17 protein-coding genes and 1 pseudogene are annotated in these 15,610 nt (G+C 45.5%); 13 read left to right on the forward strand and 5 right to left on the reverse strand.

From position 1 onward, the window contains the following. Positions 1-228 precede the first annotated feature (228 nt). From ABJ225_RS04170 to ABJ225_RS04185, 4 genes and pseudogenes are all read left to right on the forward strand, one after another. Positions 229-1,812 (forward strand): glycine betaine uptake BCCT transporter, encoded by a 1,584-nt coding sequence (locus ABJ225_RS04170; protein ID WP_218247125.1) that lies wholly within the window; start codon positions 229-231, stop codon positions 1,810-1,812. A gap of 240 nt (positions 1,813-2,052) precedes the next feature. Continuing rightward, a pseudogene (locus ABJ225_RS04175) lies at positions 2,053-2,133 on the forward strand (YjcZ family sporulation protein); the annotation flags it as partial. Positions 2,134-2,277: 144 nt separating this feature from the next. Beyond that, the gene (locus ABJ225_RS04180) at positions 2,278-2,907 is read left to right on the forward strand and encodes a lytic transglycosylase domain-containing protein (protein ID WP_079516110.1); all 630 of its coding nucleotides are present in this window, start codon (positions 2,278-2,280) and stop codon (positions 2,905-2,907) included. Positions 2,908-2,984: 77 nt separating this feature from the next. Then, positions 2,985-5,150 carry a DEAD/DEAH box helicase gene (locus ABJ225_RS04185; protein ID WP_347318612.1) on the forward strand — a complete coding sequence of 722 codons (2,166 nt, stop codon included), beginning with the start codon at positions 2,985-2,987 and terminating at the stop codon, positions 5,148-5,150. A gap of 7 nt (positions 5,151-5,157) precedes the next feature. On the opposite strand, the gene ABJ225_RS04190 is transcribed toward ABJ225_RS04185, so the two are convergent. Next, positions 5,158-5,556 (reverse strand): hypothetical protein, encoded by a 399-nt coding sequence (locus ABJ225_RS04190; RefSeq protein WP_347318614.1) that lies wholly within the window; start codon positions 5,554-5,556, stop codon positions 5,158-5,160. Between the two features lie 103 nt (positions 5,557-5,659). After that, positions 5,660-5,797, reverse strand: coding sequence for a small acid-soluble spore protein P (locus ABJ225_RS04195; RefSeq protein ID WP_063191536.1), 138 nt, complete (start codon positions 5,795-5,797; stop codon positions 5,660-5,662). A gap of 533 nt (positions 5,798-6,330) precedes the next feature. Here ABJ225_RS04195 and acnA point away from each other — a divergent pair. The 7 genes from acnA (at position 6,331) to ABJ225_RS04230 (ending at position 11,265) form a co-directional block, all read left to right on the forward strand. Beyond that, on the forward strand, positions 6,331-9,042 hold the full coding sequence (acnA, locus tag ABJ225_RS04200) for an aconitate hydratase AcnA (RefSeq protein ID WP_347318616.1): 2,712 nt from the start codon (positions 6,331-6,333) through the stop codon (positions 9,040-9,042). Between the two features lie 110 nt (positions 9,043-9,152). Beyond that, the gene (locus ABJ225_RS04205; protein ID WP_082529698.1) at positions 9,153-9,725 is read left to right on the forward strand and encodes a peroxiredoxin family protein; all 573 of its coding nucleotides are present in this window, start codon (positions 9,153-9,155) and stop codon (positions 9,723-9,725) included. Positions 9,726-9,804: 79 nt separating this feature from the next. Beyond that, positions 9,805-9,951: an FbpB family small basic protein gene (locus tag ABJ225_RS04210; protein WP_079516113.1), complete on the forward strand. Its 147-nt coding sequence runs from the start codon at positions 9,805-9,807 to the stop codon at positions 9,949-9,951. Positions 9,952-10,046: 95 nt separating this feature from the next. Then, positions 10,047-10,190, forward strand: a complete 144-nt coding sequence (locus ABJ225_RS04215; protein ID WP_053427041.1) for an acid-soluble spore protein N — start codon at positions 10,047-10,049, stop codon at positions 10,188-10,190. 22 nt (positions 10,191-10,212) lie between these two features. Further along, positions 10,213-10,422 carry a small acid-soluble spore protein Tlp gene (tlp, locus tag ABJ225_RS04220; protein ID WP_218247119.1) on the forward strand — a complete coding sequence of 70 codons (210 nt, stop codon included), beginning with the start codon at positions 10,213-10,215 and terminating at the stop codon, positions 10,420-10,422. 109 nt (positions 10,423-10,531) lie between these two features. Next, entirely contained in the window at positions 10,532-10,954 is a 423-nt protein-coding gene (locus ABJ225_RS04225) for an acyl-CoA thioesterase (RefSeq protein ID WP_053427039.1), read from the forward strand. Between the two features lie 5 nt (positions 10,955-10,959). Next, on the forward strand, positions 10,960-11,265 hold the full coding sequence (locus tag ABJ225_RS04230; protein WP_347318619.1) for a hypothetical protein: 306 nt from the start codon (positions 10,960-10,962) through the stop codon (positions 11,263-11,265). A 32-nt stretch (positions 11,266-11,297) separates the two neighbouring features. Here the strand turns inward: ABJ225_RS04230 and ABJ225_RS04235 are convergent, their stop codons facing one another. The 3 genes from ABJ225_RS04235 to plsY all read right to left on the reverse strand — a co-directional run bounded on the left by ABJ225_RS04235 (position 11,298) and on the right by plsY (position 13,575). Next, positions 11,298-11,591, reverse strand: a complete 294-nt coding sequence (locus ABJ225_RS04235) for a HesB/YadR/YfhF family protein (RefSeq protein WP_148984270.1) — start codon at positions 11,589-11,591, stop codon at positions 11,298-11,300. Between the two features lie 102 nt (positions 11,592-11,693). Then, entirely contained in the window at positions 11,694-12,839 is a 1,146-nt protein-coding gene (locus tag ABJ225_RS04240; protein WP_347318621.1) for a CapA family protein, read from the reverse strand. Positions 12,840-12,990: 151 nt separating this feature from the next. Then, entirely contained in the window at positions 12,991-13,575 is a 585-nt protein-coding gene (plsY, locus tag ABJ225_RS04245; RefSeq protein ID WP_056536496.1) for a glycerol-3-phosphate 1-O-acyltransferase PlsY, read from the reverse strand. 197 nt (positions 13,576-13,772) lie between these two features. On the opposite strand from plsY, the gene ABJ225_RS04250 reads away from it, so the two are divergent. After that, a complete protein-coding gene (locus ABJ225_RS04250) occupies positions 13,773-15,047 on the forward strand; it encodes a purine/pyrimidine permease (protein ID WP_347318623.1) in 1,275 nt (424 codons plus the stop codon). A 76-nt stretch (positions 15,048-15,123) separates the two neighbouring features. Continuing rightward, the gene (locus ABJ225_RS04255; RefSeq protein WP_347318625.1) at positions 15,124-15,531 is read left to right on the forward strand and encodes a CoA-binding protein; all 408 of its coding nucleotides are present in this window, start codon (positions 15,124-15,126) and stop codon (positions 15,529-15,531) included. The last annotated feature ends 79 nt before the right edge of the window (positions 15,532-15,610 follow it).

Genomic DNA, 15,610 nt, shown 5'->3' on the forward strand with positions numbered 1-15,610 from the left:
TTGGGGAGGGACCTGTTTTTGTATATCTTCAAAACGGAAAGCCATCCTATGAAGGGCTTAGAACGCACTGGATGGTTTAGTCGTTGGGGTAATGGGGAAAGGGAAAAACGTACTGCTCGCGAGATAGATCCCGTCTTGCTTCCTATCACTGCGCCACATTCTCGCTTCCGCAAGAAAACGAACAATGATTCACTACTTATACATACATAATTCGGAAGGGAGAACTTTATGAAAAAAGTATCTAACGTATTTTGGATCACCGTTGCCATTGTGGCAGCCGCTGTGATCTTCGGTGCGACTGCACCAAACACCTTTGAACAAGCTACAAACAACGTCCAAACATTTCTTACGACGACGTTTGGCTGGTATTATTTAATCCTCGTCAGCATTATTGTGATCTTCTGCATTTTCCTCATTTTCAGCCCAATTGGAACAATTCGGCTCGGTAAACCTGATGATCGTCCCGAATACACTAATTCCACTTGGTTTGCCATGCTATTCAGTGCGGGTATGGGAATTGGACTGGTCTTCTGGGGAGCCGCAGAGCCTCTCTCACATTTCATGAGCCCCCCTCTAGCTGAAGGTGGAACTGATGAAGCCATTAAGGAATCCTTACGGTATACGTTCTTCCACTGGGGAATTCATGCATGGGCCATTTATGGGATCGTTGCGCTTGCCCTAGCCTATTTCAACTTCAGAAAGGGAGAGCCTGGCCTTATATCCAGGACATTGCGCCCCATTCTAGGCAATAGGGTGGAGGGGGTACTCGGTACGTTCATTGATGTACTGGCAGTATTCGCCACTGTTGTAGGAGTAGCGACAACGCTTGGGTTCGGGGCGACCCAAATCAATGGTGGACTTACCTATCTCTTCGGTATTCCCAACAACTTTACCGTCCAGACCATTATCGTGATCATTGTCACCGTCCTGTTCATGATTTCAGCGTGGTCAGGGCTGAATAAAGGAATCAAGTACCTATCGAATGCCAACATGGTCCTTGCCGTGCTGTTAGTGATTTGTGTATTTATCTTGGGACCTACTCTTCTGATTCTAAACCTTTTCACTGATACCTTCGGCGCCTACCTCCAGAATATTATCCAAATGAGCTTCCGTATCTCACCCTTGGATAATGATCATCGTGAATGGATCAATAACTGGACAATCTTTTACTGGGCTTGGTGGATTTCGTGGTCACCTTTTGTCGGTATTTTCATTGCAAGGGTATCAAAGGGGAGAACGATTCGGGAATTCTTGATAGGGGTTCTTTTGTTGCCAGCACTTGTCAGCTTCTTCTGGTTTGCCGTATTTGGTACATCGGCAATAGACGTTCAACAAGCTGTCAGTGCCGACATTTCCAATCTCGATACAGAACAGGTACTATTCGCAGTCTTTGACGGGTTTACCGGATCAACACTTCTTTCAATCATTGCAATTGCCCTGATCGGTATTTTCTTCATTACCTCGGCCGATTCAGCTACCTTTGTACTTGGGATGCAAACGACTCATGGATCGCTCAATCCTCCAAGCTATGTCAAATTAACCTGGGGAGTGGCACAGTCTATTGTTGCCCTCATCCTCATATATAGCGGGGGGCTGGATGCTTTACAAAATGCATTGATTATTTCCGCACTTCCGTTTTCAATCGTCATAGGATTGATGATGTTTTCCTTATATAAAGCTTTGTCAAAGGAAAAGAAAGAACTGGGTCTTTACATTAAGCCAAAACCACGAAAAACAAAGGAACCGAAAACCCAAAAAGAGAAGAAACGAAATAAGCATGAGGAATCCGAGGTTCGGCCGACCGATTCTTAATCTACCCAAGCACCCTCACGAGGGTGCTTTTTTCTGGTCGTTTGACTCATTTTTTGAATCTGAATCGCCTTGAATCCCCTCTGTTTAAAGGATGTAGATTATAAGAAATAAAAAATAAAAATATGATATGTACCTACAAGTTGTCCTCTACATACATTGATATCGTAGTAAGATACTTGGAGGTGACTGATGATGTACGGATACGGATACCCTGGTTATGGATATGGCTGCGGTGGCGGAGGCGGATACGCTGGAGGCTTTGCGTTAATCGTAGTATTGTTCATCCTATTAATTATCGTTGGAGCAGCATTTGTTTGCTAATGAGATAACATAAAAGGTGCCTGGAACCACCATTACAAATAGATGACGGTGGTCCCGGGTTTTCTTTTTTGATTGTCAGAAGTAGTCTTCTGTATTAAGATACAGTGAGGAGAACCGACAATCATTACATAAAGGATCAGTGATATGGCTAAACAAAAGAGAAAATCTAAAAAGAAGAGAAGAATTTCAATCCTTGTGATCCTGGCTATCCCATTACTCATTCTTGGGCTTTATACCGTTCTCTACTATGAATATCCGTACAAGCTGTCTTCAATTGTTCAAACGGATGTACCTGAGGAGTATATGCCCATTTATAAAGCGGCCGAAAAAGAGTATGGTGTTCCTTGGTATCTTCTTGCTGCCCACCATAAAGTAGAGACGAGATTTTCGACTATGAGGACAATGATATCTCCGGTAGGTGCCGAAGGTCATATGCAGTTTATGCCATGTACATGGGTAGGATGGTCACATCCGAGCTGCTCGGGACTTGGGGAAGGGGATATCCCTGAAGAAGATAAAGTAAATCCTGATGTGATTGCTAAGTATGGCGGCTATGGGGTCGATGCAAACGGGGACGGGAAAGCAGATCCATTTGATATCGAAGATGCCATATTCAGTGCAGCGAATTTCCTCGCTCACAATGGAGCTGCCGATGGTGAAATTGAGAAGGCAGTATTAACCTATAATCAAAGTGACGAATATGTAGAAGATGTGATGTATTATGCAGATCTATTCCTTGAAAAAGAAGAAGAAGATGATAAAACTTCGATGTAAAAGGCCCTCTGGGCTTTTTTTCGTTCTGAGCATTGATTGATTTGAATATGAAACGTTCGTCAAGAAAGGGGACCTTAATGAAGCATACAGAAATCATAAGCGAATGGCAGGATGCCCTTGATATGGAAATCCTTCAAATGAAAAAAAAGCAAAACGGGGGAATAAGGGTTGAGAACGGTCGATGCATTAAGAAAGAGGAAGGGAGCTATGTTTATTGGTTTACCCTTCCTTATCCCCGTTCATTCCCAGAAGGCGGGTCCATTCAGCTGGAGTATCATCAAAAGAACCTCCAAGGGATTGTGATTTCATCGGAAGAAACGGAATGTATCATTGAAGTGGATGAATACCTGGGGGACATACTCAGTCTCGCACGTCTCATTTATGAACCCTGGGAGCTGCTGGAGAAGCTGTGGCAGCGCTTGGAAGATGTCAAAGAACGCCATGGTAAATCTTCACGTGCACTCCGTACCATCCAGCCCTCCGGAGTGACGCATCACCCGCCGGGTAAGCATCTCCTGCATGAAGCGTACGTTAGAAGTAAATACAATGATGTGACATATATATGGGGACCACCAGGGACGGGAAAAACCTACACACTTGCTCGGGTGGCCGCTTACCATTATACAGAAGGCAAAAAAATTCTCATCTTGTCACACAGCAATGCAGCCGTTGATGTATTAATAGAAGAAATGCATCATTTTTTAACAGAAAATGATCGCTGGACCCCGGGTGAAGTCGTCCGTTACGGTCAAAACCGGAAATCACTTTCTGCCGAAGCCCGTGACGTCAACTTGACCCAGCTTCTCGAACTCCAAGATCCCAAGCTGTCAGAGGAGCGTGAGAAGGTAGAAAAATACCGAATGAAGCTGAAGAAAAAACTGACAAAGAAATTTTCCAGTTATGACTCAGAACGCTTGAGCCGGCTTGAGATGCATTACCAAAAAATTAAGGAAAAGCTAAAAAGGAGGGAGGGGACGGTACTCGAAGAAGCAAGCGTCGTCGGGACCACCCTATCCAAGGCAGCCATCGACTCTTTAATCTATGATAATGAGTATGATCTGGTCATCGTTGACGAATCCAGCATGGCCTATATACCACAGCTCGCATTCGCTGCCACTTTGGGAAAGCGGATCATCATCTGTGGAGACTTCAAGCAGCTCCCGCCGATTTCCACATCATTTCATCCCCTTGTGAAAAAGTGGCTGAATGAGGATATATTCCACCGTTCAGGTGTAGCGAAGTTGATTGAAGCCGGTGGACACCACCCCCAGCTACTTCTCCTGCCGGAACAGCGCAGGATGCACCCTAGTATCTCCTCATTTACCAATCGATACATTTATCATTCCCGGGTTTATGACCATCCTTCCGTAGCGGACGCCAGGGCTCCGATTGTCATGAAACGTCCGTTCATGGGAGATGGGGGTATCTTGCTAGACGTTCCAGAGATATGTCAATGGGGATTGACTCATAAAGGATCTAGGTGGAATCCGCTATCAGGGATCATCTCGATTTCCCTTGCCCTTGAAGCCATTAAAGATGGGGTGACTTCCCTCGGGATTGTTACACCTTACAGGGCGCAGGCACAGTGGATCAAGATCCTTATTGAAGAAGGGATTCTGAGGGATTGGGAGGGTCCGGCTCTTCAACTATATGCCTCAACCGTTCACGGATTTCAAGGATCAGAAAACGATATGATGATTTTTGATGTAGTGGACGGACCGAATCACGAACGTCCTGGACGACTGCTGACAGGGAAATCGAGTGATCGTCTGGTGAATGTAGCCGTAACGAGAGCAAGGGGGAAATTCATCCTGATGGGAGATCACGGCTTCATGAAGAGAAAGGTGGGCAAGTCCATGCCCCTGCGACAGCTGATCGACCATTTGGGAACCACAGCGAGGAACACAGCGTTTCAAGAAATAGAACCGGTTTCTGCCAAACGCATCAAATGGTTTGCCCGTGAAGGTGAAATGAAGCTAGTAAAGGACCTTGCTTCTTCAAAGAGCTCGATCCACGTCTTTATCAGAGACCAACAAAAAATCCCGACAAGCATCATGACCCTCCTCCAGGCAGCCAGCCGTACAATTGAAGTCACGTTCGATGACCATATTGGAGGGACCTCCCTGATCATTGATCAAAAGATATTATGGATCAACCCGTTTGAACAAGGGGCGTTTCCATATCATTTGCGACTCTTTTCAATGGTCATATGTACCCGATATCTGGAATTGAACAGCGAGTGAAAAACGATCAGGACATGGAGTCCTGATCGTTTTTGCAATCAATGATATAGCGATCCTGAGTGAAGGATCCGGACTGTTTCTTGAAGATCATGATTTCGATGGAATGGTGTCCAACAGTGTATGAAATAGGATGGTGATCCAAAGAAAATGGAAAGGTCACCGACCGCTTGCATTTCCTATCCTTCAGGTTAAGGATAATATGGAGACGGTGACCCTCTTTCATAATGATCACGGCCTCCGGTTGTATGTGTTCAGTATCGACTTCAAGGATAAAGGATGCCGTTGATTCGAAGAACTCCAAACGGAATTCCTTTTCATCAAGCTGCGCATTGACAGGATCGAGGAACCAGCTCTTCATGTCCTCTTCCCAGCTTTCAAGGCGAAAATCCTCTTTTTCCTTCCCCATGTGACTACGACCCCCACTGATCTCTTTCAGCACAGTATATTCGGGGCTTAAAGAAAAGGTGAGGAATCAGAGACAAGCCGGGCTTTGATGCCCGGCCTGCTTGTTACATATCGTGATGCTGATTATGCTTTTGACGTGAATGGTTCCGATTTTTCACTTTGTGGGAACCACTCAATGGCTTGGGTTGTCCGGATTGTTCGGGAGCATTTTTCCTGATGTCTTTCGGTGTGTGTTTTTCCATTTTCATATGCCTCCTTGATCCGAATGTTTATCTGTGAATGAAATGGGTAGTGTATTGGTGAGAATTCCCTTTCATCAATTGGTGTTTCTTTTAAGTGTACCGTTTTGCTTCTCAGTCAGCGGCTCAGTGGACAGTTCTTCATGAATTCAATGCCTTGTACAACGGTGGCAATTGTGCCGCTAACATTCTGTTCGGTTATTCTCATTCCCTTGAGAACACCTCCCATGTTATTAGAATGCCTCAATTGGACAGCTTCTATTGAAGGGAAGAGCCACCATATTCATTTTTTCAGCATAATATTTTGAAGATGCTGACATGTTACGACACGGCGCAGATCCTTGATTTGACAATACTCTCACCGTTAATGGAGAGTGTTGCATGTTTTTGATAAGCAAAACTTATCAAAAACAATAACTTTATTGTTATTTACTTATGTAATCGCTTGTAATATGATAATTAGTGTGAGAAAAGTTTGACCATTTTTACAGCTTTTCTGCGTCAATGTACGCAAGCAGTCAGAGGGGGAACTAATTATGGCAAAGAATGATGTTTTCAATGCACGCACTTCATTTGAGCTTGACGGTAAACGTTATCATTACTACCGTCTGAGAGCACTTGAAGAAGCAGGCGTGACAAAAATCAACCGCTTACCTTACAGCGTGAAAGTACTACTCGAATCCGTCCTGCGTCAATACGACGGACGTGTCATCAATCAAGAGCATATTGAAAACTTAGCGAACTGGGGATCTTCCGAAGTAAAGGATGCGGAAGTTCCATTCAAACCATCACGCGTCATCCTACAAGATTTCACAGGTGTACCGGCTGTTGTCGATCTTGCATCCCTTCGTAAAGCCATGGCGGATATCGGTGGGGATCCACAGAAGATCAATCCTGAAATCCCGGTCGACCTCGTAATCGACCACTCGGTCCAAGTAGATCAATATGGCACGGCTACAGCACTTAAAGCCAATATGGATCTCGAATTCGAACGTAATACAGAGCGTTACCAGTTCCTGAGCTGGGCGCAAAAAGCATTTGAAAACTATCGTGCCGTTCCACCGGCAACCGGGATTGTCCATCAGGTTAACCTTGAGTACCTTGCTAGTGTAGTCCATGCCGTTGAAACAAAGGAAGGCGACTTTGAAACGTATCCGGATACACTCGTAGGAACAGACTCCCATACGACTATGATCAACGGAATCGGCGTTCTTGGCTGGGGTGTAGGAGGAATCGAGGCAGAAGCAGGTATGCTTGGTCAACCTTCATATTTCCCGATCCCAGAAGTCATCGGTGTCAAATTCACAGGTGAACTTCCAAACGGTGCAACGGCAACAGACCTTGCCCTCAAAGTTACTCAGGTGCTCCGTCAAAAAGGTGTCGTAGGCAAATTTGTTGAGTTCTTCGGACCAGGAGTTGCAACACTGCCTCTTGCAGACCGTGCAACCATTGCCAATATGGCTCCGGAATACGGTGCGACATGCGGATTCTTCCCTGTTGATTCAGAATCACTTGACTATATGCGCCTGACTGGTCGTGACGAAGCTCATATCTCCATGGTGGAAGAATACTTGAAGCAAAATGATATGTTCTTCACGCCTGAAAAAGAAGAGCCTACTTACACTGATGTAGTGGAACTTGACTTATCTACTGTAAGTGCGAACCTTTCAGGACCCAAACGTCCACAGGATTTGATTCCGCTTGCTGATATGAAAGAAGCGTTCCATCAATCTGTAACGGCTAAAGAAGGTGTTCAAGGATTCGGTTTGGACAAAGCTGAATTCAAAAAGACTGCAAAATATTCCACAGCTGAAGGCAAGGATGTCGAAATGCCGACAGGTGCCATCGGAATCGCTGCCATCACTTCTTGTACGAATACATCCAATCCGTACGTTATGCTTGGAGCGGGACTAGTGGCCAAGAAAGCCGTAGAACTCGGTATGAACGTTCCAGATTACGTCAAGACTTCCCTGGCACCAGGTTCAAAAGTCGTAACGGGATACTTGAGAGACTCCGGATTGCTTTCTTACCTTGAGGAAATCGGATTCAACCTGGTCGGATATGGTTGTACGACTTGTATCGGTAACTCCGGTCCACTTCGTCCTGAAATCGAGAAGGCCGTATCGGACGCAGACTTATTATTGACTTCCGTCCTATCCGGGAACCGTAACTTCGAAGGACGGATCCATCCTCTCGTAAAAGCAAACTATCTTGCTTCGCCTCCACTTGTTGTGGCTTATGCACTAGCAGGTACAGTGGATATCGACCTTGAAAAAGATTCACTCGGAAAAGATAAAGACGGAAACGATGTCTTCTTCAACGATATCTGGCCTTCACAGGATGAAGTCAAAGATGTCGTGAAATCGACCGTTACACCTGAGCTTTTCCGCAGGGAATATGAGCACGTCTTCACAGAGAATGAGCGTTGGAATGAAATTCAGACGAGCAATGAGCCTCTATACAGCTTCGATGATAGTTCGACGTATATTCAGAATCCGTCATTCTTTACAGGCCTTGCTCCAACGCCTGAAGCCATCCAAGGACTTGATGGTCTTCGCGTTGTAGGGAAGTTCGGAGATTCTGTTACGACTGACCATATCTCTCCTGCAGGCGCAATCGGCAAAGATACACCTGCCGGAAAATACCTTCGTGCCAATGGTGTAGAGCCTCGTGATTTCAACTCTTACGGTTCACGTCGTGGGAACCATGAGGTCATGATGCGCGGAACATTTGCGAATATCCGTATCCGTAACCAGATCGCTCCTGGTACAGAAGGTGGATTCACAACCTACTGGCCTGAGGAAGAGATCATGCCAATCTATGATGCGTGCATGAAGTATCAAGAAGATGGCACAGGTCTTGCAATTCTTGCCGGTAAAGATTATGGCATGGGATCTTCACGTGACTGGGCAGCTAAAGGTACGAACCTTCTTGGCATCAAAACGGTCATCGCAGAAAGTTATGAGCGTATCCACCGTTCCAACCTTGTCATGATGGGTGTCCTTCCGCTTCAATTCAAACAAGGCGAAAGTGCTGAAACCCTTGGATTGACAGGTAAGGAAGCCATCTCTGTAAATATCACCGATGGAGTCAAGCCTCGTGATATCCTTACAGTTACAGCAATCAAAGAAGATGGTACGAAAGTAGAATTCGACGTACTCGCTCGATTTGATTCTGATGTGGAAGTGGATTACTACCGTCACGGCGGAATCCTGCAAATGGTTCTTCGCGGCAAGCTTCAATCATAATTCAGATGAAAGCCCCCGTCCTGTACGGGGGCTTTTTGTATGCTTTTCCCCTCATATATATGGACATGCCTGCATAACGTTAGAAGAGGATGTCCATGGAGGGGATTAAAATGAAATCATTTTTCGGTTTATTACTCATCGCCCTATTGGTTTACAGCCTATATGTTGAAAATCAATCCCGACCATCCGCCCTCTTGGCAGAACAACAGGGATTCGATCAATTGATCGATATTGAAGAAGGTGATCCGGGGGAGGTTCCGGTAGAGCATTATCCTGGACCAAACGTAGGGGACAGGGCGCTTGACTTTACACTAAAAACTACAGCAGGCAAGACGGTCACCTTATCTGAATTACGAGGGAAAAAGGTTATCTTAAACTTTTGGGCCACGTGGTGCCCTCCTTGCAAGGATGAAATACCGATTTTTCAAGAGTTTCATGACAAGCAGAAAGAAGACGTGGCAATGCTGGCGGTTAACATCGATCCACAATACAATGTAAAACAGTACGAGGACAATATGGGAATCACATTTCCCGTCTTACTGGATGAAGATGATAAAATCAATTCTGCTTACGATATTCTTACCGTTCCCACAACGTTCATAATTGATGAAAAAGGCGTGATCATTCACAAGAAGGTCGGAGCCTTCACTTCTCTGGAGGAGTTGGAGAAAGCAACGGACTGAACGTGCCTTATGAAGTTTAAACAGTCTGATAATTGGCTATACTGTTTATACAACTTCATTGATGATAAGGCGGTGTACCATGAGAAGACCAAGGAAAAGAAGCTTTACTGATTTAGTTAACGAAAATAAAAAGCAGCTGATGCTTGATCAGGATGCCATGAATGCCATTGAGGAACGAATCGATGCACGTTATGAGATCAAGCGTTCATTAGACAGAGCCGAGTAACCATCGGCTTTTTATTTTTGTCTTTTTCCTGCCAATATTTTTGACTGTTTCGATCAAAAGGAATGGACAGACTAATGGGTAAGGAGGGGATGTTCATGAGTAATCCGAAGCGCAACAGCAAACAGTTTGTTCCTAACCATATCGGTACCCAACAAAGGGCTGCCGGAGGCAATAAAGGAAAACAGATGCAGGATACATCAGGTAAACATGCACAAGTGATTCAAACAAAGGGTGAGTAAAGCTCAAAAGGGGGAACTTGGTATGAATCATCGTCCAGACGATCGACGTGACAACGCACAGAAGCTTCAGAGTATGGTCCAGAATACGCTGGAGAACATTGATAAGGCTGAAGAATCCATGGCCTTTACAGACAGTGAGGAACAGCTCGAGTCCATTCGTCAGAAGAATGAAAGACGGAAGGAAAGCATCGAATCCTTCCGTCAAGAAATCAAAGATGAATCGCATTCATAATGCAAAGCCACCCGTAGTTAACGGGTGGCTTTCTTGCTAAGCACCACAATTCATTCCTTTCCCATGTTATGTTAAAATGGGATGGACTTTAAAAAGAGGTGCTATTACTATGCAGATATCAGAAAAAACGATTGAAGTACGCTATGCAGAAACGGATCAAATGGGTGTCGTGTATCACGCCAATTATCTCGTGTGGATGGAACTCGGCAGAACGAAACTCATTGAAGACTTGGGCTTTCAATATGTAGAGATGGAACAGCAGGGAATCCTGTCTCCTGTCATCGACTTGAACGTCGCTTACAAGACACCAGTCCGATACGGGGAAAAAGCATTGATCAAAACATGGATTGAAGAATATGATGGCATTCGTGTTACATACGGATACGAAATCTATAATGGCGATAATAAGCTCGCCCTGAGCGGTGAGTCAAGACATGCTTGCGTCAAAAAAGAATCCTTCCGTCCAGTGTCTATTCGGAAGACGTTCCCGGAATGGCATGAAGCATACGAGAAGGCGAAGAAAAAGGACTGATCGATATGGCCTTTGGCATCAACCGTTCAGAACTGAACCAATGGAAAGCTCGGGTGGAACAAGGAGAAATCGCCTTTTTAACACACTTTTGGCTGGATCCCCGATTCCCAAATGCAAAAACCGTCACGAAGGCGGGTTGCTCCAATTTGAACGCACTCATAGAGTGGGGGATAGGGTATGGTCTGAAGCCTGAATGGATCGATCATCGTCATAGCGGCTATCCCCATTTTGACCTTCTTGGTGACAAACAACTGCAGGTCCTCCTGGCCGAAGGGCTAGAGGACCACATTGAACGGTTCCATATGAAATAAGAAAAGGCTGACCTTGAAGGCCAGCCTTTTTCTTATGCTTTTTTATATTCGTAAGCAGGTTCTTGTCTTTTGGAGTCAAACTCCACGAACAGGTCATGCCCGTCAAAAAACCATAGATCTCGTTCTTCAATGAAGAATGTCCGATCAGCCTTTTCCAACGTTTCCACTGCTTCAATCGGTTCTTCCTTGCTGACTCCGAGTGAGAAGCTATCATGCAAAGGACTGGATCCTCCGTATCGCACATAAAAGCGGACATACTCGCCTTCCTCTACGAGCATTTCGTCTTTAAACCAGGCAAGTGCTTCATCTGATAGATGTATCTTCATCGACCGAGACTCCCTTCCTTATATGTATTCAACCTTCAGGTTCCCCCTTATTATAGCTTGAACAAAGGGAAACCACTAGTCATGCGCTCGTGTACGTCCTTCTTATTGGGCAATTCCATCAAACATATGCGTGTTGATTTCTTTTGCAGAGTTCGAGATTAAGCCTTTTTTATGCGCCTCTGAAAGGGGGTGTAGACGGTAGTTTGAATACCCCTGTTCCGACACATACGTCGGTTCGAAGTCCACTGATGGATAGGAGAGGGACACACGACCATTTTGAATCGTTTTATTCACCGTTATAACAGCCATTCCGCCTATATCCTTGTAATCATCCTTTTGACCTGAAAGGAAATTTCCCAATGAGTACACGATGACCGCTTCACGTCCATCTTCTGTTTTCACTTTCTCGATAGGCTGCAGTACATGAGGATGGTGACCCAAGATGATATCGACACCGTTATCTGTCATGAGTTTCCCCAGCCGCTTCTGTTCTTCATTTGGGAAACGTTCATATTCATTTCCCCAGTGAAGGCTCATTACGACCAAATCCACGTCAAGTTCCCTTGCCCTTTTGACTTCATTGATCATTTTGTTTTCATCAATCAGATTGACGAGGTACTCTTTACCGGAAGGCACAGGGATGCCGTTTGTTCCGTATGTATACGATAAGAGAGCGAATTTGATACCATTGACATTGAACGTACGGATCGTTGCCTGATCTTCCGGATTTTTAAACGTTCCCACATATGGCATGGACACCTTCTCATAATAATCGATGGCACTCAAGAGACCTTTTTCACCACGGTCGATGGAGTGATTGTTTGCCGTTGTCACGACGTCCACACCAACGTCCTGGAGGGTATCGACGATTTCATGGGGACTGTTGAAGGACGGATAAGTGGACAATCCGATCTCGGTGCCACCTGGCGCCGACTCCTGATTGGCAATAAGGAAATCAGGGGAGTTGAGAATGTCTTTAACACCGGCAAACATAGGCGCAAAGTCGTATGAACCATGCTTTTCCGCATCTTCATACACACGGTCATGCAGAAGGATGTCCCCGATCCCAGCAATGGTGGCGCTTGTCTCAATGGACTTATCCTTCACTTGAAGCTGTTTGACTACGTGCTTATCAGAAGTAATTGCATCTGATTTCGTGCTTGCATTATTAAACTGCATGCTCAAAAGACCACCGACTGCAATCAGTAATAGAAAGGCAATCGCGAGTCCGATCATTTTTTTATTCACATTCATCATCCTTTTTAACTAGTTGACTCCACCCTATTTTACACAAAAATGAAGCGAATAGGCGAAATTTTTTAAATTCATGCAGGATTCAGCATGTTAAAGTCGCGAAAAGCAAAAGAAAAAGCCCTGATATGGGCTTTTTCTTGATGCATCAAATCCATGTGACTTTCGGTTCAGTCTTATTTTTGATACGGGCTATATTGCTTCGATGTCTGTAGATCACAAAAGCTGTGAGCACGCCTACCACGATGATAAGGGGAACATCCCAGATGATCAACGTATAGATGAAGGCGAACACGCCTGCCATCATCGAGGAAAGTGACACATATTTGCTCAAGTAAAGACTGATGAAGAAAACAACCAAAAGGATGACAAACACCAGCGGGGCATAGCCAAGGAGGACGCCTGCAGATGTGGCTACCGCTTTTCCACCTCTGAACCCTGCAAAAATCGGGAACATATGACCCACGACGGCTACGACTCCCGCCAGGAGCTGATAGTCATGTGTACTGGCAAAAAGCAAAGGGATGAGCGTTGCAGCCGTTCCTTTAAGGATATCCATGGCGGTCACGGTCATTCCAGCTTTCTTACCCAGCACCCTGAAGGTATTGGTTCCGCCAAGATTTCCGCTTCCGTGTTCGCGTATATCTATTCCGTAAAAGGACTTTCCAATCCATAGTCCTGAAGGGATGGAGCCCAGTAGGTAGGATAGCACGAGTATAAGGGCTAAGATCATATTCATTTCTCCTTTGATATAACTAATCCACTCTTATAGTAACATGTTTTACCTATTTGTTGGGGAAAAATACTGCAAAAATTAGTACCTGTTCTTAAAAGTAGATAGTGAGTGCCTTTCTATAACATATGATTCACAGTGTCACAGATATGTTAAAATGAATCGTTAGACTAGAAAATAGAAATGAAGGTGTCAACATGCAACTCGTTTTAGCCGCACTCCAGTGGATGGCATTCATGATCGCAGGATCCATTGCCGCTCCCATTGCGATTGCCGACCTATTCCAACTTTCTCCTGTCGAGACGGCTGGATTCATCCAGAGAACCATTTTCGTATTAGGTGCCGCAAGTCTGATTCAGGCGCTCATCGGGCATAAACTGCCGATCAATGAAGGACCTGCCGGTTTATGGTGGGGTGTGTTCACCATTTATGCAGGATTTGCCGGTACGTTGTACGATTCACACAGTCAAGTGTTGGGCGTACTTCAAGGGGGGATGATTGTAAGCGGAGTCATCTTCATTATCCTGTCCTTAACAGGTTTATTGAAAAAATTGACCACTCTATTCACCCCTACGATCACATTTATTTACCTTATGCTTCTGATCCTTCAGCTGAGTGGTTCGTTCATCAAGGGTATGTTCGGCATCCAACATGAGGGGCAGCCGTTCAACTGGCTCGTGCTTCTCGGCAGCGCCCTTACGATCCTCATCGCTCTCTTCCTGCAGGGGCATAAGGTTCAATGGCTCCAGCGATATTCGATCATCTTCGCCTTGATTGGCGGTTGGATCATCTTTGGGCTTTTAGGACTGACCAAGACCACGTCGGTTTCTAGTAGCTGGTTTTCCCTTCCGGAGGTGTTTGCTTTCGGAAAACCCGTCTTTGATTCGGGGATCATTGTGACGGCCATCTTTATCACCTTCCTGTTGACGACGAACATGATCGCTTCGATCCGGGTCATGGAAGAAGTGATGAAAAAAAGCGGGAAGGAGGTCCCGGTCCGCTACACGCAAAGTGGTATTGCTGCGGGTATCAACCAGCTTCTTGGTGGAGGTTTCTCCGCAATCGGCTCCGTCCCGATTTCAGGAGCTGCAGGATTTGTTGCTTCTACCAGACTTTTCTCTACGCTACCGTTCATACTCGGAAGCATCATCATCGTCGTCGCAAGCTTCGTACCGAAAGTGATGAATGTATTTGCCAGCCTCCCGGCACCAGTCGGGTACGCAGTCACCACCGTCATCTTCATCAAGATGGTCGGACTCGCCCTGGACGAATATAGAAAGGTAAAAGAGGTGGAGCGTGTCCACTTTACAGCCGGAATCGCGTTGATCATCGGTGTAGGCGCCATGGGGGTATCGGCCAGTGCCTTTGAAGGCCTTCCAGTCATCGCTGCGTCGATCCTGAATAACGGTCTTATTCTTGGCACGATCGTAGCAATCATAACCGAACAGATCCTAATGAAAAAAAGCACTTAATTGTTGAATCCAAAAGGAATCGGAGATTAGGGTGGAGAATTAAGGGAATAGTGATGTCTAAAGGAGGTTATCAACCATGGAGAATCCAAGTAGAGAAGAAATCGGTCGCATCTTGAAACGGTCGAAGCGGATAGCGGTCATCGGACTGAGTGATAATCCCGCCAGGACCTCCTATACCGTCTCCCAGGCGATGCAGGCCAGCGGTTATGAAATCATCCCTGTCAATCCAACAATCGAGTCCGCTCTCGGGGTGCAGGCTGTCAGCAGTTTAAAAGACATCGAGGGTTCTGTCGATATCGTCAATGTCTTCAGACGTTCTGAATTCCTACCTGAAATTGCCCGCGAATTTGATGCGATCGATTCGCCAGTATTCTGGTCCCAGCTAGGTGTTGTGAATGAAGAGGCCTATTCCTTCCTCAAAGAAAAAGGGTATACGGTCATCATGGATCGTTGTATCAAAGTGGAACATGCCCTAACAAGATAGGATTTACAGGCAAGCGGCGAATGATGCCGCTTGTTTTTTCTGTGACATTTCTGCAGAAAAATGTTATCCGGGATTATGT

Source organism: Rossellomorea sp. RS05 (assembly GCF_039822645.1).
GTDB lineage: Bacteria > Bacillota > Bacilli > Bacillales > Bacillaceae_B > Rossellomorea > Rossellomorea marisflavi_B.